Source organism: Rhizobium terricola (assembly GCF_012927355.1).
Classification (GTDB): domain Bacteria; phylum Pseudomonadota; class Alphaproteobacteria; order Rhizobiales; family Rhizobiaceae; genus Allorhizobium; species Allorhizobium terricola.
In genome coordinates, this window is the sequence record NZ_JABBGK010000013.1 from 1 (window position 1) to 23,911 (window position 23,911).

Annotated in this window: 21 protein-coding genes and 1 tRNA gene; 16 read left to right on the top strand and 6 right to left on the bottom strand. The window is 63.2% G+C overall.

Translation table 11 applies throughout. The annotated features are described in order from the left end of the window. Positions 1 to 779 (top strand): ATP-binding cassette domain-containing protein (locus tag HHL25_RS23225; RefSeq protein ID WP_169595627.1); only part of this gene is annotated, 779 nt, incomplete at its 5' end. Positions 780 to 865: 86 nt separating this feature from the next. On the opposite strand, the gene HHL25_RS23230 is transcribed toward HHL25_RS23225, so the two are convergent. Next, the gene (locus tag HHL25_RS23230; RefSeq protein ID WP_169595628.1) at positions 866 to 2,860 is read right to left on the bottom strand and encodes an oxidoreductase; all 1,995 of its coding nucleotides are present in this window, start codon (positions 2,858 to 2,860) and stop codon (positions 866 to 868) included. 360 nt (positions 2,861 to 3,220) lie between these two features. Here HHL25_RS23230 and HHL25_RS23235 point away from each other — a divergent pair, with 360 nt between their 5' ends. The 4 genes from HHL25_RS23235 (at position 3,221) to HHL25_RS23250 (ending at position 8,264) form a co-directional block, all read left to right on the top strand. Beyond that, positions 3,221 to 4,246, top strand: coding sequence for a GlxA family transcriptional regulator (locus tag HHL25_RS23235; RefSeq protein ID WP_246701959.1), 1,026 nt, complete (start codon positions 3,221 to 3,223; stop codon positions 4,244 to 4,246). Between the two features lie 267 nt (positions 4,247 to 4,513). Further along, positions 4,514 to 5,419 (top strand): dihydrodipicolinate synthase family protein, encoded by a 906-nt coding sequence (locus tag HHL25_RS23240; RefSeq protein WP_169595630.1) that lies wholly within the window; start codon positions 4,514 to 4,516, stop codon positions 5,417 to 5,419. 2 nt (positions 5,420 to 5,421) lie between these two features. Continuing rightward, positions 5,422 to 6,921 carry an aldehyde dehydrogenase gene (locus HHL25_RS23245; protein ID WP_169595631.1) on the top strand — a complete coding sequence of 500 codons (1,500 nt, stop codon included), beginning with the start codon at positions 5,422 to 5,424 and terminating at the stop codon, positions 6,919 to 6,921. After that, the gene (locus tag HHL25_RS23250; protein ID WP_169595632.1) at positions 6,918 to 8,264 is read left to right on the top strand and encodes an NAD(P)/FAD-dependent oxidoreductase; all 1,347 of its coding nucleotides are present in this window, start codon (positions 6,918 to 6,920) and stop codon (positions 8,262 to 8,264) included. The genes HHL25_RS23245 and HHL25_RS23250 overlap by 4 nt, the downstream gene beginning before the upstream one ends. 42 nt (positions 8,265 to 8,306) lie before the next feature. Here the strand turns inward: HHL25_RS23250 and HHL25_RS23255 are convergent, their stop codons facing one another. The 4 genes from HHL25_RS23255 to HHL25_RS23270 form a co-directional block, all read right to left on the bottom strand. Continuing rightward, positions 8,307 to 9,560 (bottom strand): LVIVD repeat-containing protein, encoded by a 1,254-nt coding sequence (locus HHL25_RS23255; RefSeq protein WP_169595633.1) that lies wholly within the window; start codon positions 9,558 to 9,560, stop codon positions 8,307 to 8,309. Between the two features lie 109 nt (positions 9,561 to 9,669). Next, positions 9,670 to 10,746: an amino acid ABC transporter permease gene (locus HHL25_RS23260; RefSeq protein WP_169595634.1), complete on the bottom strand. Its 1,077-nt coding sequence runs from the start codon at positions 10,744 to 10,746 to the stop codon at positions 9,670 to 9,672. Then, entirely contained in the window at positions 10,743 to 11,933 is a 1,191-nt protein-coding gene (locus tag HHL25_RS23265) for an amino acid ABC transporter permease (protein WP_169595635.1), read from the bottom strand. Before HHL25_RS23265 ends, HHL25_RS23260 begins: the two co-directional genes overlap by 4 nt. A gap of 18 nt (positions 11,934 to 11,951) precedes the next feature. Then, entirely contained in the window at positions 11,952 to 12,983 is a 1,032-nt protein-coding gene (locus HHL25_RS23270) for an amino acid ABC transporter substrate-binding protein (protein WP_169595636.1), read from the bottom strand. A gap of 550 nt (positions 12,984 to 13,533) precedes the next feature. Between HHL25_RS23270 and HHL25_RS23275 the strand changes: the two genes are divergently transcribed. The 11 genes from HHL25_RS23275 to HHL25_RS23325 all read left to right on the top strand — a co-directional run bounded on the left by HHL25_RS23275 (position 13,534) and on the right by HHL25_RS23325 (position 23,367). Further along, on the top strand, positions 13,534 to 14,163 hold the full coding sequence (locus HHL25_RS23275) for an RBBP9/YdeN family alpha/beta hydrolase (RefSeq protein ID WP_169595637.1): 630 nt from the start codon (positions 13,534 to 13,536) through the stop codon (positions 14,161 to 14,163). Between the two features lie 50 nt (positions 14,164 to 14,213). Continuing rightward, positions 14,214 to 14,411: a hypothetical protein gene (locus HHL25_RS23280; RefSeq protein ID WP_169595638.1), complete on the top strand. Its 198-nt coding sequence runs from the start codon at positions 14,214 to 14,216 to the stop codon at positions 14,409 to 14,411. Between the two features lie 346 nt (positions 14,412 to 14,757). Continuing rightward, positions 14,758 to 15,033, top strand: coding sequence for an acylphosphatase (locus HHL25_RS23285; protein ID WP_169595639.1), 276 nt, complete (start codon positions 14,758 to 14,760; stop codon positions 15,031 to 15,033). 146 nt (positions 15,034 to 15,179) lie between these two features. Further along, positions 15,180 to 15,833 carry a Rieske 2Fe-2S domain-containing protein gene (locus HHL25_RS23290; RefSeq protein WP_169595640.1) on the top strand — a complete coding sequence of 218 codons (654 nt, stop codon included), beginning with the start codon at positions 15,180 to 15,182 and terminating at the stop codon, positions 15,831 to 15,833. Next, positions 15,830 to 16,675: an aromatic ring-hydroxylating oxygenase subunit alpha gene (locus tag HHL25_RS23295; RefSeq protein ID WP_169595641.1), complete on the top strand. Its 846-nt coding sequence runs from the start codon at positions 15,830 to 15,832 to the stop codon at positions 16,673 to 16,675. The genes HHL25_RS23290 and HHL25_RS23295 overlap by 4 nt, the downstream gene beginning before the upstream one ends. Continuing rightward, the gene (locus HHL25_RS23300) at positions 16,675 to 17,328 is read left to right on the top strand and encodes a glutathione S-transferase family protein (protein WP_169595642.1); all 654 of its coding nucleotides are present in this window, start codon (positions 16,675 to 16,677) and stop codon (positions 17,326 to 17,328) included. Before HHL25_RS23295 ends, HHL25_RS23300 begins: the two co-directional genes overlap by 1 nt. A gap of 1 nt (position 17,329) precedes the next feature. Further along, positions 17,330 to 18,709, top strand: coding sequence for an amidohydrolase (locus HHL25_RS23305; RefSeq protein ID WP_169595643.1), 1,380 nt, complete (start codon positions 17,330 to 17,332; stop codon positions 18,707 to 18,709). Positions 18,710 to 18,735: 26 nt separating this feature from the next. Beyond that, positions 18,736 to 19,833, top strand: a complete 1,098-nt coding sequence (locus HHL25_RS23310) for a BMP family ABC transporter substrate-binding protein (RefSeq protein WP_169595644.1) — start codon at positions 18,736 to 18,738, stop codon at positions 19,831 to 19,833. 2 nt (positions 19,834 to 19,835) lie between these two features. After that, positions 19,836 to 21,359, top strand: a complete 1,524-nt coding sequence (locus tag HHL25_RS23315; protein ID WP_169595645.1) for an ABC transporter ATP-binding protein — start codon at positions 19,836 to 19,838, stop codon at positions 21,357 to 21,359. Next, complete coding sequence (locus tag HHL25_RS23320; RefSeq protein WP_169595646.1) at positions 21,356 to 22,456, top strand: ABC transporter permease; 1,101 nt, start codon at positions 21,356 to 21,358, stop codon at positions 22,454 to 22,456. The genes HHL25_RS23315 and HHL25_RS23320 overlap by 4 nt, the downstream gene beginning before the upstream one ends. Further along, a complete protein-coding gene (locus tag HHL25_RS23325) occupies positions 22,456 to 23,367 on the top strand; it encodes an ABC transporter permease (protein WP_169595647.1) in 912 nt (303 codons plus the stop codon). The genes HHL25_RS23320 and HHL25_RS23325 overlap by 1 nt, the downstream gene beginning before the upstream one ends. A gap of 418 nt (positions 23,368 to 23,785) precedes the next feature. On the opposite strand, the gene HHL25_RS23330 is transcribed toward HHL25_RS23325, so the two are convergent. After that, positions 23,786 to 23,862: transfer RNA gene (locus HHL25_RS23330), tRNA-Met, on the bottom strand. Between the last annotated feature and the right edge of the window lie 49 nt (positions 23,863 to 23,911).

A 23,911-nucleotide genomic window follows, 5' to 3' on the forward strand; every position in this document is an offset into this window, starting at 1 on the left:
ACGGCGTCGACGTCGTCAAGATGAACGAGAACGAGCTGCGCGAGTTCCGCCGCCACCAGACCGCCATGGTGTTCCAGAAGTTCGCGCTGCTGCCCCATCGCAGCGTGCTCGACAACACCGTCTTCGGTCTCGAGGTCCAGGGCATCGAGCGCAAGGCCGCCGTCGAGATCGCCATGCGCTGGCTCGAGCGCGTCGGGCTGATGGGCTTCGAGCAGAAATACCCCAACCAGCTCTCCGGCGGCATGCAGCAGCGCGTCGGGCTCGCCCGGGCGCTGTCCAACGACGCGCCGGTCCTGCTGATGGACGAGGCCTATTCCGCCCTCGACCCGCTGATCCGCACCGACATGCAGACCGTTCTGCTCGACATCCAGAAGGAGATCAGGAAGACCATCGTCTTCATCACCCATGACCTCGACGAGGCGCTGAGGCTCGGCGACCAGATCGCCATTCTGCGTGACGGCGAGATCATCCAGCAGGGCACCAGCCAGGACATCGTGCTGCGCCCCGCCGACGACTATGTCGCCAACTTCGTCAAGGAAGTGAACCGTGGCCGCGTCGTCCATGTCGAGGCGATCATGACGCCGCTTCCCCCCGCCGCCGCCGCAGCCCATCCCGAAGGCCGCGCCACCATCATGGCCGGCACCACCATCGAGGAGGCCGTCCGAATGCTCGCAGCCGCCCCAGACGGCGACGTCATCGTCACCGCACAAGACGGAACACCCATCGGCGCCGTGACATTCCGACAACTCGCCGCCGCTATGGTCAATGCGGTCCACTAGACGGAAGAATGCTACCGACCGCCCAAGCTGGGCGGTCCTTCCGGCTGGTCACCCCACGCGGCAACGTCCGCCTCTTCTCGTGTGGCCTACCCGCGCCCGATCGCCATTGCTGCCCGCCGCCCTTCGTAAAACGCATAGGGCGCCTGCCGCGGCGCGACACCGTCACCGATTTCGACGAAGGCGATGCCGAGTGCTGCCAGTTCGAGGGCGAGCCAGTTTGCCGCGACATTTGTCGTGGCAAACACCAGACTGTCCGCGTCGATCGTGTCGTGTGCGCCGGTCAGATGCGAGCGGAGCGTCGCGGATTTGCCCTGCCAGCTCTCGACGCTGGTTTCCGTGCGGAACTGGACGCCGAGCCCACTCAGTGTCCGGCGCAGGGGAGCATCCGCCGCGGTGCGTTGCAGTTCCTTTCCAACGAGGGCATCGGGGGTGACCAGCACGACCTTGTGTCCCTGTTCGGCAAGCTTCCACGCCGTGCCGCAGCCTTTCCAGCCGCCCGTCTCGTCGACGACGACGACGCGCGATCCGAGCCGCGCCTGACGCGCCATCACGCTCTCTGCCGAATGAACGTTTCCGTGCTCGATCCCCGCGAGTGAGGCACGATCCGGCATAGCCTTCTGGAAGCCGTTGTCCTGCGGGAGAGATCCGGTTGCGAGCACGACCGTGTCGGCCCCGATCGCGGCAACGTCGCTTCCTTCGACATAGGTGTTCAGGCGCACCTCGACACCGAGCTTTTCGAAGCGGGTCTCATACCAGCGGATAAGATCGAGGATCTGCGCCCGGCGTGGCTGCTCGCCAGCCAGACGGAAGGCGCCGCCCAGCCGATCCGATGCCTCGGTGAGAACGACCTTGTGGCCTCTCTCCGCAGCGACCCGCGCCGCCTCGAGCCCGGCCGGTCCGCCGCCGACGACCAGGACAGTCCGGGGATCGGCCACCCGTTCGAACCGGTCGCCACCCCACTCGGACTCCCGCCCGACAGAGGGGTTGATGAGACAGCTGATCCAGTAGTCGCGTGACCGCCGTCCCCAGCACATCTGGTTGCAGGAGAGACAGCCGCGGATGTCTTCGGGCGTGCCCTCCCGCGCCTTGTTTGCCAGATGAGGGTCGGCGATCTGGCCGCGGACGATGGAGACGAGGTCCGCAGAGCCCTCGCCGATCGTGATCTCGGCATTCTCCGGTGTCCGGATATGGCTCTCCGCCGTGACCAGCGCGTGCCGGACGACCTGTTTCAGGCGGGCCGACAACGAGGTGCCCAATCGCTCGGGATAAAGGAAGGTCGGCATAAGGCTTCCATAATCGAAATAGCCGCCGGACCCGCAGGTGACGTAGTCGATGAGGCGGTCCTGATCCAGCCCCGAAACGATCTCGGTCAACTGGTCGCGGTTGAGTGCGGTCGGACAGCTCGGCTCGTCACTGACGGCCAGCCCGACGATGAAACCCGGACCGCAGGTCTGGCGGATGCGCGTCAGGATCTCCCGCGAGAAATGCGTTCTGTTCTCGAGACTGCCGCCCCAGCGATCCTCGCGGCGATTGTAGAAGGGGGTCCAGAACTGGTCGAGAAGCCCGCCATAGGCCGCCCATACCTCCACGCCGTCGAAGCCCGCGGCCTTGCAGCGCAGTGCTGCATTGACGAAGGCCGCGATCGTTTCCTCGATCTCCGCCTCGGTCATCGCATGGGAGCCGTCGCTATCGTGATAGCTGGGGCCGCCCGAAGGAGACCAGTGGGCGTGGAAGGAGAGGTCGGAATCCCCGTGGCTACCGACGTGATAGAGCTGCTGGAGCACGACCGCGCCGTGCTGTTTGACGCGGTCCGTCAGCTTCCGGAATGCCGGGATCACCGAGTCGTCGCATGTCCTGAAGTTTCCGCGCGTCAGGACGGCGGCGGGATGGACCGGCATAGGCTCCACGACGATCATCGCCGCGCCTCCGATGGCCCGTTCGACATAATAGGCAATTGTCTGATCGCCGGGCAGGCCGTTCACGGACATGTTGGCCGTGTGGGCGCCGAACACGATCCGGTTGCGCAGGGTGTGCCCCGCAAGGGTTATTTCCGAGAAGGTCTTCGGGAAAAGGGCGGTCATGGGGAGATCCTGTTTCAGTGACATCACGTCCGGACGATGCCGGCTGGAAGGGTGGCAGGCCGTCGGCAGAACACCGTCACCGCCAATTTCGTTGGCCCATCGGGGCGGTTCTGGCAGGCCGCCGATCGAAGGGAATTTGGTCCGTTATCTACAATCTATGTCTCGTAACGCCTCGCATGAGCTGCCTTCAGGCACGTTCGCCGTCCCCGACTTCTCGGTCCACAGGCCCGACCGACAGTTCAAGCTTCAGATCCGCCTCCTCATACGCACCTGCCAATACGAGATCGAAGCTATTTGTCTTGTCGGCTGCCGTATTGTACGTTTCGGACAAATTCGATTATGGCCCGGAGACTGTGCAGCTTGCCGCGCGACTATTCCCAATTGGGGCCGAGCAGACCCTCGCCCGAGGTTGCCGCTCCGCTGCGCGTCGGGATCGTCGTCACGCCGAACTTCACCCTGATGCCGCTCGCCTGCTTCACCGACTTCCTTCGCCTGGCGGGCGACGAAAGCGACTTCAGCAGGCGTATCTATTGCGACTGGGATCTGCTGTCGCACAATCTCGATCCGGTCAGGGCAAGCTGCGGCCTGGAGATGATCCCGGGACGCGCCTATGCCGACCCGCGGGACTATGACTTCATCGTCGTGCATGGGGGCATATTGCACGGCGAGCAGACGACACCGCCGGAACTCTACGATTTTGTCGCGGCCGCCACCCGCCATGGGATACCGGTGGCCGGCAACTGTTCGGGCAGTTTCATCCTGGCAGAAATGGGCCTCCTCGCCGGCAAGAGATGCGCCGTTCATTTCGCTCTGGCCGGAGCCCTGCGCCAGAATTTTCCGGACATCATTCCCGTCACGGATCGGCCCGTCGTGGCCGACGGAAACATCATTACCTGTCCCGGCGGCCTCGCATCGATCAAGCTCGCCATGTATCTGGTCTCCAATGCCTGCGGCGAGTCCCGGGCCCACAAGGCCTATCACTATCTCCTCGGCGATCATGGCTTCGACAAGGATGGCGTGATCGAGGAGCATGACCTCGGCCTGAACTGCGGCGATCGCCGCGTCGCCAATGCGATCGGCCTGATGCGACAGAAGATGTACGAACTCTGCTCGGTCGCCGAGATTGCTGGGAGCGTCGGCACCTCGGAGCGAGAACTGTCTCGCCTTTTCCAGAAGCACCTTCAAATGGCGCCGAGCCAGTACTGGCGCCAGATGCGTCTCAAGGCGGCGCGATGGATGGTTCTCAACAGCGACCGGTCGATCGCCCAGATCGCCTATGAATGCGGCTTCTCCGACTGCGCCCATCTCGTCAACTGGTTCAAGCGCACATACGAGATTACCCCTGCGAAGCTTCGCCGGTCACATCGGCAACTCGGGCTTCGCTGACGCCGACCGGTCCCTGACGGTGCGCATCGCACCGGTTTCGGCCCTTCCCGTTCCAGCACCGCCATCACACACACTCCGCAAGCGGCAGGTGATCGTTTTGGAGCGCTGCCGGCGCCGTGCCCGCCGCCGCGCATTCGCCCTCTTTCGTCATTATTTTTATTGTAGACAATATGTATTCTATTGAGCTACAACATGTCTACTTTCCCAACTGACAGCAGCCATTGGCTGCGAAACCGGCAGTAAGATCTGCAACCCAGGAGGAATTCGATGAATTTTGACGGCATTTTCACGCCCGTCATTACACCCCATGGGGAGGACGGCTCCATCGACCGCGATGCGTTTGTGGCGATGATCGAGCACCTGATTGCCTCTGGGGTGCATGGCCTGATCAACGGCGGCTCGACGGGGGAATATTACGCCCAGTCGATGGAAGAGCGCATCGAGATGGCAAAGTTCGCCAAGGACGTCATCGGCGAGCGTGTGCCGCTGATCGTCGGCACGGTGGCGATCCGGCTGGAAGATTCGATCACCATGGCGGAGACGGCCGCAAAGATTGGCGCGTCTGCGATCCTCGTCGGTTCGCCCCCCTACTCGGTTCCGACCGAGCGCGAGAATGCACTGAACGCGTTGGCCATCGACCGCGCCGCCGACCTGCCGATCATGCTCTACAACTATCCGGGCCGCATGGGCATCAACATGGGCGAGGAATTCCTCGACCGCGTCGGCCGGTCGCGGAACTTCCAGGCGATCAAGGAGAGCTCGGGCGACATCAACCGCGTGCATCTGCTCGCCCGCGACTATCCGCATATCCAGATGTCCTGCGGCATGGACGACCAGGCTCTGGAGTTCTTCGCCTGGGGCGCGAGAAGCTGGGTCTGCGGCGGCTCGAACTTCCTGCCGAAGGAGCATCTGGCGCTCTACAAGGCTTGCGCCGTCGACGGCAACTTCGAGAAGGGCCGCCGCATCATGTCGGCGATGATGCCGTTGATGCGGGTGCTCGAACAGGGCGGCAAGTTCATCCAGTGCATCAAGCACGGCTGCGAGATGGAGGGCTTTTATGCAGGTCCGCCGCGTCCGCCGCTAAAGGCACTGAACAAGGATGACAAGCGGCAGCTGGACCAGGTCGTGCGCGTTGTGAAGCGCACGATTGTGGAAATCGAATCGGAGGCATGACCATGAGCGATCGTCTGACAACCGGGGAATACAAGGCGATTGCGGCAGGCCTCCAACTGCCGACGCAGGCCTTCATCGACGGTTCCTTCCGTCCGGCATTCTCGGGCAAGACCTTCGACACCACCAATCCGGCAACCGGCGACGTGCTGGCGAAAATCGCCGCCTGCGGGCCTGACGATGTCGACTTCGCCGTTCAGAAGGCCCGCGATGCCTTCGAGGACGGCCGCTGGTCGCGCCTGCATCCGGGCGAGCGCAAGGCGGTCCTGGTCAGGCTTGCCACGCTGATCAAGCGCAATGCCCGCGAGCTTGCCGTCATGGAAAGCCTCGACAGCGGCAAGACCATCTATGACTGCGAGACGGTCGATGTTCCGGAAACCATCCACTGCATCAGGTGGCATGCCGAATTGATCGACAAGATCTACGATCAAGTCTCTCCGGCCTCCGACAATCACATCGCCATGATCGTGCGCGAGCCGGTCGGCGTCGTCGGTCTAGTGCTGCCGTGGAACTTCCCGCTTCTGATGCTCGCCTGGAAGATCGGCCCGGCGCTTGCCGCCGGCAATTCGGTGATCGTCAAGCCGGCGCTCGAGACCTCGCTGACGGCCCTCAGGATTGCCGAGCTTGCCATGGAGGCCGGCATTCCGGCCGGCGTCTTCAACGTCGTTCCCGGCGGTGGCGCCGAAGTCGGCGAAGCGATCGGCCGCCACGCCGACATCGACGCGGTTTCCTTCACCGGTTCGACCGCGACGGGCCGCCGTTTCCTGAAATACGCGTCCGAGTCGAACCTCAAGGAAGTAACGCTCGAAATGGGCGGCAAGAACCCTGCCGTGGTGCTGAACGATGCCGAAAACCTTGACCGCGTCGCCGCGCACATCGTCAACGGCGCTTTCTGGAACATGGGCGAGAACTGCTCGGCCTCCTCGCGCCTCATCGTTCAGAGCGGCATCAAGGACGAACTGCTGAAGCGCATCGTCGCGCATGCCCGCGAATGGCCGATGGGCGATCCGCTCAATCCGGAAAACCGTGTCGGCGCGCTGGTCTCGAAGACCCATTTCGACAAGGTCGCCTCCTATCTCGAAAAGGGCCAGAAGGTCCTGCTCGGAGGAACAGCGAAGGACGGCTTCGTCGAGCCAACCATCATCGACATTGCCGACCGCAATGCGAAGGCCGTGCGCGAGGAGATCTTCGGACCAGTCCTGACGGTGCTCACCGTCGAGACCTTCGACGAGGCGATCGCGTTGGCCAACGACACCGAATACGGCCTTGCCGCCTCGATCTACACGGCCAACGCCAAGAAGGCGATCCGCGGCGCCCGTGTCATCCGCGCCGGCACCGTGACGGTCAATTCCTTCGGCGAAGGCGACATCACCACGCCCTTCGGCGGCTTCAAGGCATCCGGCTTCGGCGGCCGCGACAACGGCATCCACGCCCATGACCAGTACACCCAGCTGAAGACCATCTGGATCGACCTCACCGACGATCAGGACGAGGCCGTCAATTGACCAGCCACTCGGCCATAAGGCTGCCGGTCCATCGCGGACCGGCGGCCTGGAGCGCCATCCTCCCGGATGACCGGGGACCCGTGGCCCTCGACGGCGACCTCGCCATCGACGTCGCCATCGTCGGCGCCGGTTTCGCCGGCCTCTCTGCCGCCCGCCGCCTTCTCGAAAACGATCCGGCAACGAGGATCGCCGTGCTCGATGCCAGCCGGCTGGCGGAAGGCGCCTCCGGCCGCAATTCCGGCTTCATGATCGATCTTCCGCACGACCTCTCCTCCGACGACTACGCCGGCAAGGGCCTTGCCGCAGACAGGCGGATAACTGCCCTCAACCGCATGGCAATTGCCTTTGCCCGCACCAATGTCGAGGAATACGGGATAAACCCCGCCTTCTTCGACCCGGCCGGAAAGATCAACGGCGCGGCGGGTATAGCGGGTCATCACCGGAACCTGAGCTACGCGTCGCACCTCGCAGCCCTCGGCGAGCCGGGAGAAATGCTCGACGCGAAGGCCATGCATGAGGTGACCGGCAGCCGCCACTATGTCTCGGGCCTTTATACGCCCGGCACGGTGATGCTGCAGCCCGCCGGCTATATCCGCTCTCTTGGCGAAGGGCTGCGGCACGCCGGCGTCCATGTACTCGAATGCACGCCGGTGCAGCGTTTAGAACGGACTGGCGCGACCTGGGAACTGACGACGCCGAACGGCAAAGTCACGGCGGCAAACGTCATTCTCGCCAACAACGGACACCTCGAGAGTTTCGGCTTCAAGCGCAAGAGGCTGATGCATGTCTTCCTCTATGCCTCGATGACGGAGGAGCTGGACAGCCAGACGATCGCCCGCCTCGGCGGCCATCCGCGATGGGGCGTCACGCCGTCCGATCCGATGGGTACGACGATGCGCAGGATCGACACCGCACAGGGCGGAAACCGCATCGTCACGCGCACCTGCGCCAGCTATCTCCCCGGCATGCTACCCTCGGAGGCAGCGCTGGCACGCGCCGCACGGATCCACCGCCGGAAATTCGCGGACCGGTTCCCGACGCTGGCGGACGTTCCCATGCAGTACAGCTGGGCCGGCCACCTCTGCCTCAGCTGGAACGGAGTCGCGGTCATGCAGGAACTGGAGACCGGCCTCTATTCGGCATGCTGCGACAACGGCCTCGGCACCGTGCGCAGCACGCTCACCGGGATCGGGGCGGCGGATCTTCTTTCGGGACGAAATTCGGAAATCGCGGCGCACTTCCTGGCCGAAGGCGAGCCCGCAAGATTGGCTCCCTCCCCCTTCGACAGCATCGGCGCCAATCTCTTTCTGCGATGGAAGGAATGGCAAGCCCGCCGCGAGTAGATGCCAGACCAAACGTGAGATCAGCGTCCAGGGTCACCGGCCTCAGCCTACGTATTCGATGATCTCCAGGCCTGCATTGTAGTCGGTCGCATAGATCAGGCCGACCGCGTCGACGAAGACATCGGCGGACTGGATGACCTTGGGTCTCCCGGGGCGTCGATCGGTCATGCTACGTGGCGCAGCCGGAACGAGCGCCCCGGTTTCGACCGGGCGGAACGGGTCGGAAATGTCGAAGGCCCGGATGCCGGCATTCTGCCAGGTGGCAAAGATCAGGGTCTCGGAAACAAAACTTCCCGGCCTGTTCTCATGCAGATTGTGGGGGCCGAAATGTCCACCTTTCCTAGCATAGTCCGCCTCACCCGGAATGGGCAGGGTGGAAATGCTGATCGGGTTTTCCGGCACCCTGATATCGAAGATCCAGGTATGCTTGCGGCCGTCCTCTTCCTGATCGAGAACGGCCTCGTCCGCGACGACGAGAAGCCCGCGCCCCGGCAATGGCAGGGGAGAATGGGTTCCGCCGCCATAGGGCGGGCACCAGTTGTGGTGCCTGATCAGCCTTGGCGCCGCGTGGTCCTTGATATCGATCAGCGTGAGCCCGCCGTCGCGCCAGCAGGCATAGGCGGTATCGCCGTGCACCAGTGCGTGATGAAGCGCATATCGCTTTCCCTCACCCCATGTCGGCTGTTCACCCGCGGCCCGGTTCATGCCCGGAAGCCACCAGCGTCCGACAAGGACCGGCTGCGTCGGGTCCGCGAGGTCGATCGTCACGAAAATGTAGTCGGAGAAACCGTCAAGAAGTGCTGACGCATAGGCATAGCGCCCACCGACATACCAGATGCGATGGAACCCGATGCCCTCGACGTCGAGCTGCCCGATCTTGCGAGGTCGGTCCGGGGTCGAGATGTCGAAGACCGTCATGCCGGCGGTCCAGGCCCGCTCCCGTTTCCGCGCCGCGACCGTGTCGCCGACCTGCTGGGTGTAGTAGGCCTTCTCGCCGGCAAAGGTCTCGACATCGGCAAAGAGATCGAGCGCATTGACCACCAGCAGCAGATCGTCATGGGTCTGCAGATGGATGTTCCAGCTGTTGGCCGGCGCCTCGACATACGTGACCGTGCGCGGGTGTCTCGGATCGCGGACGTCGACGATCGAAAATCCGCGCGACCAGGGGTGGCCGATATAGGCATACCCGCGATGCACCATCAGCTGCAGCCCATCGCCGCGCCCTCCGATGTCGCTGTGGCCGATCAGCTTCATGTTGCGGGCGTGGTCAGGGGCCGGAAGATCGCTGCTTGTCATCGGTTTCACTCTTCGTCTGGTATTGCGGTCTTGAGCAGGGGTGGCGTCGTCGAGGCGGTCGAAGTCGGTCGGCAGGCAATCGTTTTCTGCTGAATATTCAGCCGGCGCCTCAATGATGGCCGCCTGCGCGCAGATGCCGTTCGAGCCAGAGGCTGTAGCGCGACGCACAGAAACTGAACGCGAAATAGATTGCAGCCACGATCACATAGGCCTCGGTGTAGAAGCCCAGCCATTGCGGATCGGTGGCCGACGACTTCGCCGCATTGAGCAGGTCGTAGATGCCGATGACGGCGAGCAGCGACGTGTTGAGCAGAATGCCAACCGACAGGTTCACGATGGCCGGGATCACCGCGCGCAGCGCCTGCGGCAGGATTATGAGGCGCGCGGTCTGCCAGTAGGTCAGCCCGAGCGCGCAGGCAGCATCGCTCTGCCCGGCGGGCAGGGCCTGCAGCCCGGCGCGGATGATTTCCGCGAGATAGGCGGAGGCAAACAGCGTGATGCCGATCTGCGCCCGCAACAGCTTGTCGACCAGGGCTCCGGCCGGCAGGGCCATCGGCACGATCAGCATCGCGACGTAGAGTACGACGATCATCGGCACGGCGCGCAAGACCTCGATATAGGTGACCGCCAGCAGACGCAGGATGCGCATGCGCGACCGCCTCGCAAGCGCCAGAAGGACGGCCAGCGGAAAGGCGAAGCCGAGGCCCATGATCGACACGAAGACGGTGATTGGCAGGCCGCCCCAATGATTGGTGGAGACGATCGGGGGTGCGATCACACCGGAGACCAGTAGGCATGCCGCGGTGAGCGCGGCGATCCACACGGCAATCAGGCGGCGGCTCCAGAAACGCGGCATGGCCGAGCAGGCCAGCAGCACCAGGACCGCGACGGTCGCGACCGCCGGGCGCCACTGCAGATTCTGCGGGAAGAAGGCAAAGAGGATGAAACGCAGTTTCTCCGCGACGAATGCCCAGCACGCTCCCGCATCGCTGGCGGCACAGTCCTGGGCAGTTCCCGTCCAGACCGCATCCAGCACGGCCCAATGGAGGACAGGACGTCCGATCCACAGGATCAGGAAAAACAAGACCACCGTGATCGCACCGTTCACCGGGCTTGAGAACAGGGGCTTGAGACGCTTGCGTGCGGTTCGGGGACGCAGCGGCAGGGAGAGGGAAACGAACGTCATCGGGGATGCGCACCCTTCAGGGCAATCCTGTGATTGTACTGGTTCATCAGCGCCGAGACCGCGAGGTTGATGGCAAGGTAGACGACCATGATGAGGGCAATCACCTCGATCACCTGCCCGGTCGTGTTGGCGGTGGTGTTGGCAACGCTCACCAGATCCGGGAAGCCGATCGCCACGGCAAGGCTCGAATTCTTCGTCAGGTCGAGATAGCTCGAGGTCATCAGCGGCGTGATGACGCGCAGCGCCTGCGGCAGGACCACCAGCCGCATGATCTGGCCCGGCTTCAGGCCGAGGGCGCGGGCTGCCTCCCACTGACCATTCTGCACCGACTGGATACCGCTTCGGACGATCTCGGAAATGGTCGCCGATGCATTGATGGTGAGCCCCGCAAGAAGCGCGGCAAACTCGGGTGTGAGCGACCAGCCGCCCCGGATATTGAATCCGCCCTGCGCCGGAACCTCGATCCCGGGCGCATGGCCGAAAATCGCGAGGACGGCGAGCAGGAAGCAGACCGAGGCGCCGATGAACGCCACGCTCTTCGAAACATAGAAGCTTCGGCCCATGAAGAGCCGTCGGGCTGCGAGGACCAGAATGCCGACATAGAGGACGAGCGCCGGCAGCCAGATCAACGCGGAAAAGCCACCGATGGTGACCGACGGAACGAAGATCCCCCGATTGCTGAGAAATGCGAGATCAAGCACCGTGACGGCATTGCGAGGCGCCGGCAGGCTCTGGAACAGGCCGGTCCAGAGGAAAAGCTGCAGCAGCAGGGGCGTGCCGCGCAGGATTTCGACATAACCGCGGATCAGCGAGGAAAGCAGCGGGTTGCCCGCCAGCCGGGCAGTCCCGAGGACGACGCCGAGCACCGTGGCAAGGACGCAGCCGAGCAGCGCCACCTTGGCCGTGTTGGCTATACCCGCGACCAGTGCCCACGCGTAACTGTCACCGGCCTGATAACCGTTCAGGCTCTCGCCGATTTCGAAGTTTGCCTGCTGGGAGAGGAACGAGAAGCCCGGCGCCAGCCCGGCGCGCTGCATGTTGGCAAGCGTGTTGGACCCGAAGAACCAGAAGGCGAGCAGGACGCCGGCGAGAAGGGCGAGCTGCCGCAGAGGCAGCGGACCGATCCACTCCGAGACCCTTATGAGCAAGCCGGGCCCTTTCGGACCCGGCAGGACTTTGATCGTCATGAGGTTTCCCCGACGCGATCAACGGAAGGGCGGAGAATAGAGAAGACCACCATTCGTCCAGAGATTGTTGTAGCCACGCTCCAGATTGAGCGACGTTCCCTTGCCGATGTTGCGATCGAAGATCTCGCCGTAATTGCCCACCGTCTTGATGATGTTGTAAGCGAACTTCGGATCGAGGCCTATGGCTTCGCCGAGCGACGGATCCACGCCGAGGAAGCGCTGGATCGCCGGGTCTTCGCTCTTCAGGAACTCGTCGACATTGGCCTTGGTGATGCCGAGCTCCTCGGCCTGGATGGTGGCGTAGACGGTCCAGTTGACGATTTCCAGCCACTGGTCGTCGCCGGCGCGGATCGCCGGTGCAAGCGGCTCCTTGGACAGGCGCTCCGGCAGCAGGACGTAGTCATCCGGGTTCTTGAGCTGCGTCCGCTTGCCGGCAAGGTCGGTGGAGTCCTGGGTCAGCGCATCGACACGGCCGGATTCGAGGGCTTTTACGAATTCGCCCGTTTCCTCGATCGTCACGGGGGTAAACTTCTTGCCGGTCTTGCGGAAGAAGTCGGCGATGTTCAACTCACCCGTCGTGCCACTCTGGACGCCGATGGTGGCACCATCGAGTTCAGTGCCCTTGGTCACGCCGAGATCCTTGCGCACCAGCAGACCCTGGCCGTCATAGAAGACCACCGGACCGAAATGGAAGCCCAGCTTGAAGGCACGGGTGATCGTCTGCGTCACCCCCGACAGGAGGATGTCGTACTCGCCCGACTGCAGTGCCGGCAGGCGCTGCTGCGGCGAGGAGTTGGTGAACTCGACCTTCTCGGGGTCGTTGAAGACGGTGATGGCGAGCGCGCGGCCGTAGTCGACGAAAAAGCCGTTCCAGCGACCGTCGCTGCCGGGGGAGAAGAAGCCCGGCGTCGTGCCAACGCCGACCTTGATAAGGCCGCGTTCCTTGATCTTGTCCAGCGTCTCGCCGGCGTTGGCGATGCCCGCCGACAGCGCCGTTGCCGCGATCAAGGCAATCGCGGCGAGACGGTTGAGTTTCGAAAAGTTCGACATGAAATCTCCTGCTTGCGTGAAAGTCCCATCGCTTGGGCCGATGCGGAACTATCACGATCATAAATCTAGTAAATTTATGTAATAGGTATTTTATTTTGCAAAATGCTCAAACTTTGAACACCTTGCCCAAATTGCAGCGCCGACGAGGGCGCCGATTGCGCACCGCAAAAGAAGCCGATTGAAACGCATCCAAACCTAAACCGGCCTTCCCATGTTCCGGTTCCTCAGACTGATCCGTCAAACAAGGCGGCTGTCCGGCCAGGCGCGGTCGAACGGATGAGACACATCTTCAGTCTCCTCATTTGACCGACTGCATCTTGAACGGCGGAGAGGCCGCAAGAGATTTCGTGCGAAGAGTGTCGGCGGCTGCGGGCGGCGCTGGCAAAGCGTCTTCCCCAACGCCCCTCCAGGGCGCCGGTGCAGATCTGAAATCGCCCGTCGGAATTATTTTCTACATAATTTATAGATAATGAATTCTGCTTGCTTAATGAAACCGCGGATCTTCGCGATGATCGGCGATCGTTATCAAGGATCGAGGATGGTCACCACCATGCGCACGCACCCGGCCGACGACGCAGAGACTTTCATTCTCCCCGGACTGAACGGATCCGGTGAAGGTCATTGGCAGTGGCACTGGGCCCGCGACAACCAGGACGCCGTGTTCATCGAGCAGGACGATTGGACTTGCCCGAGGCTCGCGGACTGGCGTGGCAACCTGGAAGCTGCGCTTGACAGGAGCGATGGCGCCTGGATCGTCGCCCACAGCCTCGGCTGTCTTCTGACCGCCCACATGGTGAAAAGCCCGCTCGCGAAGAAGATCCGCGGCGCACTGCTCGTCGCGCCTTGCGACCTCGTTGCGACGGAGGTCCTGCACCCCTGCGTGCTGAGATTTGGCGATATGCCGCTCGATCCCCTTCCCTTTCCGAGCCTTGTCGTGGCCAGCCTCAACGACCCTTATATGCCCTTCGACAAGGTGAAGGCGGTCGCCGGAAGCTGGAGAAGCGCGCTGATCGACATTGGTGAAGCCGGACACATCAACATCGGAAGCGGCTTCGGACGCTGGACAGGAGGTTACGAACTGCTCGGACTGCTGAAAGATGCGCCCCGTCATCGCGCCGCGCCGAACCGGATCGTCACGGAAACCCGTTTCCGCCCCACGTCCGAGACGGCGACGCACTGAGAGCAGCCACATCCGCGCGATGAAACTCGCCCCGCAAAGGAGGAATACGCATGCCTCTCGCCATCAATGCCTTCGGCTTCGGACTCTTCGACCTCAAGCGCGGACAGAAGGAGACGGCTCCGGAAACCGCCAGCCGAGAAGACAGGGAATTGTCCGGCGCCACCGAACCCACAAAGCCGGATCATGCCAGGACGCCCCCGACAGATGAGCGCGGGCTCTTCTACTGGGGCTTCTTTCCGATGATCTGACGAAACCCGCAGGTCAATCCAATACTGGAGGGACCGGCCAACGCCCCGGAATGTCGGTTGGACAGTGTTGCCGCCCTTAAGGGCCAGATAGCCGGATATTCGCAGCCGTGTCTCACGGTACCGCTTGGACAGGCGCAAGGCGCAAGCGGCCCGGACCTCCATCAGAGATGGCGATCGCGTCAGGTCTGCGCGTCAAGCCCCTTTCTCCGGGAACACGAACCCTTGTTCCACCATCCGGTACGTCGCGGATGTCAGCCTGCCTCCGGGAGAGGAGATCGAACACCTCCGCTTGCATTCACCGCGATTTTGATGTGACTTGCCCTCGACATAAGGGGAGCCGGCGCGAATGGCGAAAGAGGCAACTGGATTGCAGAAGCAGCGAATGGTTATCGTCGGAGAGCTTCTGCCCGATTCCTTTCTTCCATGGATCGGTCGTCACGCATCCAAACTGGGCCTTTCTCCCATCATCGCGCATGCATCGGCAGACAGGATCGAGCTCGACCTCGTCGGCCCCGACGAACTGATCGACATGATGGAAATGGGCTGTGCCCTGGGCCCGATAGACGTCTGGGTAGAGAGCATCGACCGCCTGAAACCAGGTGACGAAACCACCTCATTCTGACTGCCCACAAGATTTTGCGCTTTTTTTGATCACTGATTGCCATTGAGCAATAGTTATGCAAACTTGTCTTTCAACGACGGGCCGAGGGCAGCCAGAGCAGACCGACGACCGGCGTTAGCTCTATGTTTTTTTTAGGATAATTCAACATGCACTCCGGCACGACGGGCCGATGGACGCCAGTCGCACTCTCTGCCGATCTTCCGGCAAAAACGGTCATGCCGGCCCGCATCGGGGCCGAAACCATCGCAATCTGGCGCAGCGCCTCCGGCCAGGCCGCCGCTTCCGCCGATCGCTGCCCTCACCGAGGGATGCGGCTTTCCCACGGCTTCGTGCGTGGCGAGGCTCTCTCCTGCATCTATCACGGCTGGCGCTATGCCAAGGCCGGCAACTGTCTCAGCATCCCGGCCCATCCGGGCCTCACGCCGCCGGAAGCAATCCGCGTCGCGACCTTCCCCGTGATCGAGCAGGATGGCCTTGTCTGGGTCGGCAAGGACACGTCCGAAGGCAAGCCGACGAAACTCGATGGACTTTCGCCGCTTCGGTCGCTGACGGCAGCCGCGACCATTGGCGCGATCGAAACCGCCGCCGGTTCGAGCGCGGACGCTGACGGCCTGCTGAAGCCGGCCGATGCTTTGGGCGGCCTCTGTCTTCTTCTGTCCGATCTGTCCGATGGACAGACGCTCATGCATGTCCTGCTCGCCGCCGAGTCGACGCCTGGGGAACGGATAGCCGCCTCGCGGTTTGCCGAGGCGCTGCGCCGGCGTGCCGAGACCGCCGCCATGGAAGGAGCACAGTCATGAGCAGGATGGGAATGCTGGACGAGTGGTATCCGGTTGCCATGTTCAGCCAGCTCGCCACGGCCGACTACGGCACCGTGCTGATGGGCGAGCCCGTGAAGGTTGCCCTCGGCGCGGACGGCAAGACGACCGTCATGGACTCCACGGGTCGCGTTCTGCCCGTTCGCGTGCGTTATGGCCATGTCTGGACCTCGCTCGGCACTCCGGGACACGAACTCTTCGACATCCCTGAAGCCGAACAGCCGGGGCGCCGTCTCGTCGATGTTGGCGTTGTGCGGGTCCGCTGCTCGCCGCTCAGGGCGGTGGAAAACTTCCTCGACATAGCCCACTTCCCCTTCGTCCATACCGACATCCTTGGTTCTGAGCCTCATACGGAAGTGCATAACTACAAGGTCGAGATTCGCGAGGACGTAGACGAGGTCTGGGCGACGCAGGTGGAATTCTACCAGCCGCAGGCCGCAAAATCGGCGGCGGGCGGCATCACCACGGAATACATGTACCGCGTGCCGGCGCCGACCTGCTCGATCCTCTACAAGACCTGCCCGCCGCGACCGGGTGAATGGGATGTCATCACCCTCTTCGTTCAACCGATCGGCGAGGATCTTTGCGACGTCTGGCCATGGATGGCACTCTTCGATGACACGTCATCCATGACCGATCTCATCCACTTCCAGCAGACAATCTTCCTTCAGGACCGCTCGATCCTCGAAAACCAGATCCCGGCCTTGCTGCCGCTGGATCCCGGCATGGAAATCCCGACCCGGGCCGATCTGACCTCGGTCGCCTATCGGCGTTGGCTGAAGCGCCACAACTATACCTATGGCGCGCAACTGGTGGCGCAATAATGAAGCTCTACGACTATGTCCTCTCGCCCAGCAGCTACAAGGTGCGCCTCATGGCCGCGCTGGCAGGCGTCAAACTCGAACTGCGTCCGGTCGATTTTCACCCCGGCGGTGAGCACCGCAGCGCTGAAATGCTGGCGCTCAACCCGGCCGGAACGATCCCGATCCTCGAAGACGACGACCTACTCTTGACGGAATCCTCCGCCATGCTCGCCTATATCGCCGCGAAGGCGGCACCGGGCTGGCTCGGTAATGCTTCTGCGGAAGAAACCGCCAGAACCCAGCAGTGGCTCGCTTTCTCCGCCCGACTGACCGCCTCGCTCGGCGGCGCCCGGCTGCACCAGATGCTGCTCGTTCCGGGCGACATAAAAAGCCTCCAGGCCAGGGGGATCACCGCCCTCCGGGAGCTTGAACAAGGTCTCTTCGAACAGGCCGAGCGCGGTCAGCGCTTCCTGAGCGCTGACCGTCCGACCATCGCCGACATCGCCTGCTTCCCCTATGTGGCGCTGGCGCCGGACGGTAACGTCCTGCTCGATCCCTATCCGATGATCCGCCTGTGGTCGCGTGCGCTTCGCTCGCTCGACGGGTTCATCGAGATGCCCGGTATCCACCGTCTTCACGACCTGAAGCCCGAGCCTGACATGACGGAGGTCTGAGATGGGCGGCTATCTCCTCCAGAACTGCGCAGCGGTCATCGTCGATGACGGCGCCGGTCCGGTGGTTCTGCGCGAAGTGGACCTCTTGACCGAGGGCCCGGCGATCAAGGCGATCGGCAAGGGCCTTGCCGATCGACCAGTGCCGGCGGGTACCGAGGTCAGGGATGCGACGGGCTGGTTCGTCTATCCGGGCCTCGTCAACACGCATCACCACTTCTTCCAGTGCTTCGTCAGGAATCACGCCGAGCTCGACTGGACGGCCCTTTCGGTCATCGAATGGCTGGATCGCATCTACCCGATCTTTTCGCGCCTGAACGAGGACTGCTTCTATCATTCCTCGGTTACCGCGATGGCCGAACTCATCAAGCACGGCTGCACGACGGCCTTCGACCATCAGTACAATTTCCCCCGCCATGCCGGCAAACGGCTGATCGACCGGCAATTCGAGGCGGCCGATCTCTTCGGCATCCGTTTTCATGCCGGCCGCGGTGGCAATACCCTGCCCAAGTCCGAAGGCTCGACCATCCCCGACGAGATGCTCGAGACGACGGATGAGTTCATTGCCGACTGCGCCCGCCTGATCGACGCCTATCACGACGCCGGTCCCTTCAGCATGCGCCAGGTGGTGGTCTCCCCTTGCCAGCCGGTCAACTCCTATCGCGAAACCTTCGTGGAATCGGTCGCCCTTGCACGCGACAAGGGCGTCTTCCTGCACACCCATGTCGGCGAAGGCGAAAGCCCGGTGATGGAAGCGCGTCACGGGCTTCGGACCGTCGACTATCTGGAAGAGATGGGCTTTGCCGGCCCCGACACCTTCTATGCCCATTGCTGGGAACTGACCCACGGCGAACTTGCGAAGATGGCGGCAAGCGGAACCGGCGTTTCCCATTGTCCGGAACCCGTCTACCTGGTCGGCGCCGAGACCACCGACATTCCGGCGATGGCCGCCCTCGGTGTCCGGGTCGGGCTCGGTTGCGATGGCGCCGCCTCCAATGACAATTCCAACCTGATGCACTGCCTGCATTCGGCCTACATGCTGCAATGCCTCGCCGCCTCGGGCCGCAAGCATCCGGTTCCGCTGCCGGCCGAGTTCCTCGGCTACGGCACCACCGGCGGCGCGAGCCTGCTCGGCCGCACGGACATCGGGCGCCTCGCACCCGGCATGGCGGCCGATCTCTTCGCCATCGACACCCGCCGCCTGGACTATGTCGGCACGCGCCATGACCCGTTGAGCCTGATCCCGCGCGTCGGCGTCGGCTCCGTCACCGACATAACCATGATCAATGGCCGCATCGTCTGGCAGAACGGCGAGTTTTCCGGCCTCGATGAGGCGAAACTGTTTGCGGATGCCGAAGAGGCACTCGCCCGCATCACGATCTAAAAAACCAAAAGAGGGAAACAAGAACCATGACCAACCTGACCCGCAGAACATTCATGCAGGCGGCCGCCGCGACCGGCCTCGCCGGCGTATTCGCCAGCCGTTCGGCCTTTGCCGCCGACGAACCGCTCGGCATCGCGCTCGTTGTACCCTCGCCCGTCGGCGATGTCGGCTGGGCGCATGCACTCTCGGCCGGTCTCGATCCGATCAAGGCTGCGTATGGCGACAAGGTGAAGGTGACGGTCATCGAAAACGTCGCCGAAGGCCCGGATGCCGACCGCATCATGAACAAGGTCGTCGCCGACGGCGCCAAGGTCCTGATCGCCGGCTCGTTCGGTTACCAGAACGGCGCGCTGCAGATCGCCCGCCGCGATCCTTCGGTCACCGTCCTTCACGCCTCGGGCTTCCAGGTCGCCCCGAACTTCTCGCCCTTCGCCGCGAAATACTTCCAGGGCACCTACCTGCTCGGCATGGCAGCCGCCGCTCTTTCCAAGACTGGCAAGCTCGGCTCGGTCTCCGCCTTCGCCATTCCCGAACTGATCACCTCGATCAACGCCTTCACGCTCGGCGCCCAGGCGGTCAATCCGAACATCGAAGTTTCGGTCGTATGGGTCAATTCATGGTTCGATCCGGCCAAGGAGCAGGAAGCGGCCAAGGCCCTGATCGCGCAGGATTGCGACGTGATCTTCTCCAACGCCCAGGACACCCCGTCCGTCATCTCGGCCTGCGAGGAAGCCGGCGTCTACGCCTTCAACCTCAACTCCTCGATGAAGAAATACGCGCCGAAGAAGTATCTCGGCTGCGTCACCACCGACTGGTCGCCCTTCTTCAAGGCCTCGGTCGATGCCCATCTGGCTGGCACGTTCAAGGGCCAGAATGCCTTCCTCGGCGTGGCGGACAATGTGGTCGAAGTCGTTGACTGGAACGCCGACATCCCGGCCGACACGATGACCAAGATCAAGGAGCTCGAGGCAAAGATCGCCGACGGCAGCTTCTCGCCTTTCACCGGCCCGATCACCAAGGCCGACGGCAGCGAGGGCGCCGCCGCCGGCGTCACCCTGCCCGACAGCGACATCGTCGCCATGGACTGGCACGTCAAGGGTGTCGCAACGCCGCTGCCGAAGTAAGCATGACTACGCCCCTCCTGTCGCTTCGCGGCGTCTCCAAGAGCTACGGTCAGATCCAGGCCAATAGGAACATTGGCCTGGATGTGGCGCCGAACTCGATTCACGCGATCCTCGGTGAAAACGGGGCCGGCAAGTCGACCCTGATGAAACTCATCTACGGGGTCGAACAGCCCGACGACGGAGACCTGTCCTGGGAGGGAAACCCGCTGACGCTCGCCTCGCCTGCCGAGGCGAGACGTCAGGGCATTGCCATGGTGTTCCAGCATTTCTCGCTGTTCGAGACCCTGACAGTGGTCGAGAACATACAGCTGGTGATGCCGGGCAGGAAGGCAGAACTCGCCGATCGCATGCGTGCGCTCGGCCGCGATTTCGGGCTGGAGGTCGATCCGCTCGCCCATGTCCATGCGCTTTCCGTCGGCGAGCGCCAGCGGGTGGAAATCATCCGCTGCCTGATGACCGATCCGAAGCTCCTCATTCTCGATGAACCGACTTCGGTTCTGCCGCCGCAAGCAGTCGAGAAGCTGTTCGACACGCTGCGCAAACTCCGCGATGGCGGCGTCTCCATTCTTTTCATCTCGCACAAGCTCGAAGAAATACGCTCGCTCTGCGACCGTGCAACCATCCTGCGCGCCGGCGAAGTCACGGGCCATGTCGATCCCCGCGACCACGACGCCCATGATCTTGCCCGCATGATGATCGGCCGCGACATGCCCGCTCCCATGCCGGCCTCCGCCAATCCGCCCGGCGAGAAATGTCTCGAACTCATCGGCCTCGACTACACGCCCGACGATCCCTTCGCAGTGCCGCTGTCCAAGATCAGCCTGTCCGTGCGCGCCGGTGAGATCATTGGAATTGCCGGCATCTCCGGAAACGGACAGAGCGAACTGGCGGCGCTGATCTCCGGCGAAACCACGCTTCCCGGCGGCGAACAGGACCGCATCTTCATGATGGGCAAGGATGTCGGTCAGCTCGACGCCGCCGCCCGCCGCAAACTCGGCTTCGCCTTCGTGCCTGAAGATCGTCTCGGTCGCGGCGCGGTGCCGGAAATGTCGTTGACGCTCAACGGCCTTCTGACGGCCCACCCGCAAGGGCTCGTCCGCCATGGCCTGGTCGACAAGTCTCTCGCCGAGGGCTTCGCACGCGATTGCATTCGCGACTGTGACGTCCGCACCTCCGGTCCCGATGCCGAGGCCGGTTCGCTGTCCGGCGGCAACCTGCAAAAATTCATCGTCGGTCGCGAGATCATGCTCGCGCCCAAGCTGCTCTTCGTCGCCCAGCCGACCTGGGGCGTCGACATCGGGGCGGCCTCCGCCATTCGCCGCCGTCTCGTCGGCCTGCGCAACGATGGCATGGCGATCCTCGTGATTTCGGAGGAACTGGAAGAATTGTTCGAACTCAGCGATTTCATCCAGGTCCTGCATCATGGAAAGCTCAGCGAGCCGCTCGTGACGCGGGAAACGCGACCGGAGGATGTCGGCCGCTACATGATCGGATCCGAACACGCATCCGGAAAGCCGGCATCATGAGCGCACCGGCCCTTGCCTTCCTGCCGCACCTCGTGCGCCGCGAACGCGCCTCGCTGACCGCGGCCATCCTCGCTCCGCTCGCAGCCGTGGCCGTCGCCACGCTGCTCAATCTCGGGCTCTACATGCTGATGGGCCGCAAGCCCGGCGCCGTCATCCATGCGATGCTGCTGGAGCCCTTCATCTCCTGGTCCTCCTTTTCCGAGGTTTTGTTGAAGATGGGGCCGCTGCTCTTCATCGCCCAGGGCCTGGCGATCGGTTTCCGCGCCAAGGTCTTCAACATCGGCGCGGAAGGCCAGTTCATCCTCGGCGCGATCTTCGCCTCCGCCATTCCGATCTGGTATCCGCAGGCGACCGGCAGCTGGATCTGGCCTTTGATGCTGATCCTCGGCGCCATCGGCGGTGCCCTCTGGGCCTCGCTCACCGCCTTCTGGCGCGCCCGCCTCAACGCCAACGAGATCCTCGTGTCGCTCATGCTGAGCCTGGTCGCGGCACAGCTTCTCTACTACCTGCTGCTCGGCCCCTGGAAAGACCCGAACGGCTTCAATTTCCCGCAATCGGTGATGTTTCAATACGACGCCACGATCCCCATGCTGATCCCGCGCACGCGGGTCAATGTCTCTCTGCTGATTGCCCTGGCGCTCTCGATTGCCGCCTGGGTCTTCATGCAAAAGAGCTTCATGGGGTTCAAGCTCCAGGTCGGAGGCCTCGCCCCCCGCGCCGCCGGCTATGCGGGCTTCAGCGAGAAGAAGGCTATCTGGCTGTCGCTCCTGATCGGCGGTTTTGCGGCCGGTCTCGCGGGAGCTGCTGAAGTCGCGGGCCCGGTCGGCCAGCTGCAGCGCTCGATCGCCACCGGCTACGGCTATGCCGCGATCATCGTCGCCTATCTCGGCGGACTGCATCCGATCGGCATCATCTTCTCCTCGCTCGTCATGGCCGCGCTCTATATCGGCGGTGACAACGCCATGGTCTCGGCCGATCTGCCGATTGCTGCCGTCCGCGTCTTTCAGGGCAGCCTCTTGCTCGCCTATCTCGTCGCCGTCGCCTTCGTCCGCTATCGACTGGAATGGCCACATACGTCTCGCCGGAGGACGGCTTAATGAATGCGATCGAATTCATCCTCGCCGGGATGCTCGCGGCAGCGACACCCTTCCTGCTAGCGGCGCTGGGCGAGCTTGTCGTCGAGCGCGCCGGCGTCCTCAACCTGGGCGTCGAGGGATTGATGGCAATCGGTGCGTCGATCGCCTTCATCGTGACCTATCACGGCGGCGGCCATCTTCTCGGCTTCCTCGCCGCCGGCCTATGCGGCACACTTCTCGCTCTCGTCTTCGCTTTCATAATTCTGGGCTTTCGCGCCAACCAGGTGGCGACAGGCCTTGCCATCGGGATTCTGGGCCAGGGGCTGTCCGCCCTGTTCGGCAAAACCTATGAGAGCCTGACGGTGAAGTCCTTGCCGAAACTCGCCGTACCGGGCCTCTCCGATCTCCCGGTGGTCGGCGGCCTGTTCGCGCAGGATGTCGTCGTCTGGCTTGCGCTGACCGCGACGCTCGGCGTCTGGTTCATCCTGTCCCGGACCCGCATCGGTCTGACGATCCGCGCCGTCGGCGAGAACCCGAAGTCGGCGCACGCGCTGGGCTATTCGGTCACCGGCATCCGGGTCGCCGCGGTCGCCTTCGGCGGCATGCTGGCGGGTTTTGCCGGCGCCTATGCCGCGATCGTCTACACCCCGCTCTGGGCCGACGGCATGATCGCCGGTCGAGGCTGGATCGCCATTGCCCTCGTCGTCTTCGGCACCTGGCTCACCGGCCGCATTTTCCTCGGCGCCTGCCTATTCGGAGCGGTCTCCCTGATGGGGCTTGCAGCGCAGGCCACGGGCATTGATCTGCCCTCCCAGCTGCTTTCGAGCCTGCCCTACATCGTCACGATCATCGTCCTCGGCATCATATCCGCCGACAAGCGCCTGCTGAAGCTGAACGGCATCGCCTCTCTCGGCGAACCCTTCGAGCGGTGAAGTTCGGCTCTGTCGGGAACAAGGCGCCATGCGCCCGGGGTGTTGGATGCAGATTTGCGCGGTTCACTGTGGGACTGCCGTTTTTGGGCGTCTGCGGTCCCTCTAACGCCGGGGAGCCGCGCGGAGGGGGCTTTGCGGCGGCTTGTCTTGCTTCCGTGGTGGGCATTACGCCTTGGGTTATGGGTTTATGGCTTGCTGGACAGGGCGGCTGGCATTTTGACTGCGGACGCGCCACAGCCCCGAGCCGATGGCTCGGACGGGGGTTTCAGACGTATTGTTGGTTGTGGGTGGCAGGATTTAAGGCTGCGTATTGCGTCCGGTGAGATCGACACGGAGGATAAACGCAAAAAGCTCCTCGACCGCTATGGTGAGGAGCTTGAACGCAAATTGCCGGAGTGGGAGACTTTGCAAGTTTGGTTGGTTGCGGGGGCAGGATTTGAACCTGCGGCCTTCAGGTTATGAGCCTGACGAGCTACCGGGCTGCTCCACCCCGCGTCACCAAGAGGCGTGGTTTTGGTCCACGTCATTTCAGAAGTTCTGCTTG

What these genes read in the sequence shown, in the direction of transcription:
- HHL25_RS23230 (WP_169595628.1), bottom strand. Translation starts at nt 2,860, where the DNA reads ATGACCGCCCTTTTCCCGAAGACCTTCTCGGAAATAACCCTTGCGGGG.
- HHL25_RS23240 (WP_169595630.1), top strand. Translation starts at nt 4,514, where the DNA reads ATGAATTTTGACGGCATTTTCACGCCCGTCATTACACCCCATGGGGAG.
- HHL25_RS23245 (WP_169595631.1), top strand. Translation starts at nt 5,422, where the DNA reads ATGAGCGATCGTCTGACAACCGGGGAATACAAGGCGATTGCGGCAGGC.
- HHL25_RS23255 (WP_169595633.1), bottom strand. Translation starts at nt 9,560, where the DNA reads ATGACAAGCAGCGATCTTCCGGCCCCTGACCACGCCCGCAACATGAAG.
- HHL25_RS23260 (WP_169595634.1), bottom strand. Translation starts at nt 10,746, where the DNA reads ATGACGTTCGTTTCCCTCTCCCTGCCGCTGCGTCCCCGAACCGCACGC.
- HHL25_RS23265 (WP_169595635.1), bottom strand. Translation starts at nt 11,933, where the DNA reads ATGACGATCAAAGTCCTGCCGGGTCCGAAAGGGCCCGGCTTGCTCATA.
- HHL25_RS23270 (WP_169595636.1), bottom strand. Translation starts at nt 12,983, where the DNA reads ATGTCGAACTTTTCGAAACTCAACCGTCTCGCCGCGATTGCCTTGATC.
- HHL25_RS23275 (WP_169595637.1), top strand. Translation starts at nt 13,534, where the DNA reads ATGCGCACGCACCCGGCCGACGACGCAGAGACTTTCATTCTCCCCGGA.
- HHL25_RS23280 (WP_169595638.1), top strand. Translation starts at nt 14,214, where the DNA reads ATGCCTCTCGCCATCAATGCCTTCGGCTTCGGACTCTTCGACCTCAAG.
- HHL25_RS23285 (WP_169595639.1), top strand. Translation starts at nt 14,758, where the DNA reads ATGGCGAAAGAGGCAACTGGATTGCAGAAGCAGCGAATGGTTATCGTC.
- HHL25_RS23290 (WP_169595640.1), top strand. Translation starts at nt 15,180, where the DNA reads ATGCACTCCGGCACGACGGGCCGATGGACGCCAGTCGCACTCTCTGCC.
- HHL25_RS23295 (WP_169595641.1), top strand. Translation starts at nt 15,830, where the DNA reads ATGAGCAGGATGGGAATGCTGGACGAGTGGTATCCGGTTGCCATGTTC.
- HHL25_RS23300 (WP_169595642.1), top strand. Translation starts at nt 16,675, where the DNA reads ATGAAGCTCTACGACTATGTCCTCTCGCCCAGCAGCTACAAGGTGCGC.
- HHL25_RS23305 (WP_169595643.1), top strand. Translation starts at nt 17,330, where the DNA reads ATGGGCGGCTATCTCCTCCAGAACTGCGCAGCGGTCATCGTCGATGAC.
- HHL25_RS23310 (WP_169595644.1), top strand. Translation starts at nt 18,736, where the DNA reads ATGACCAACCTGACCCGCAGAACATTCATGCAGGCGGCCGCCGCGACC.
- HHL25_RS23315 (WP_169595645.1), top strand. Translation starts at nt 19,836, where the DNA reads ATGACTACGCCCCTCCTGTCGCTTCGCGGCGTCTCCAAGAGCTACGGT.
- HHL25_RS23320 (WP_169595646.1), top strand. Translation starts at nt 21,356, where the DNA reads ATGAGCGCACCGGCCCTTGCCTTCCTGCCGCACCTCGTGCGCCGCGAA.
- HHL25_RS23325 (WP_169595647.1), top strand. Translation starts at nt 22,456, where the DNA reads ATGAATGCGATCGAATTCATCCTCGCCGGGATGCTCGCGGCAGCGACA.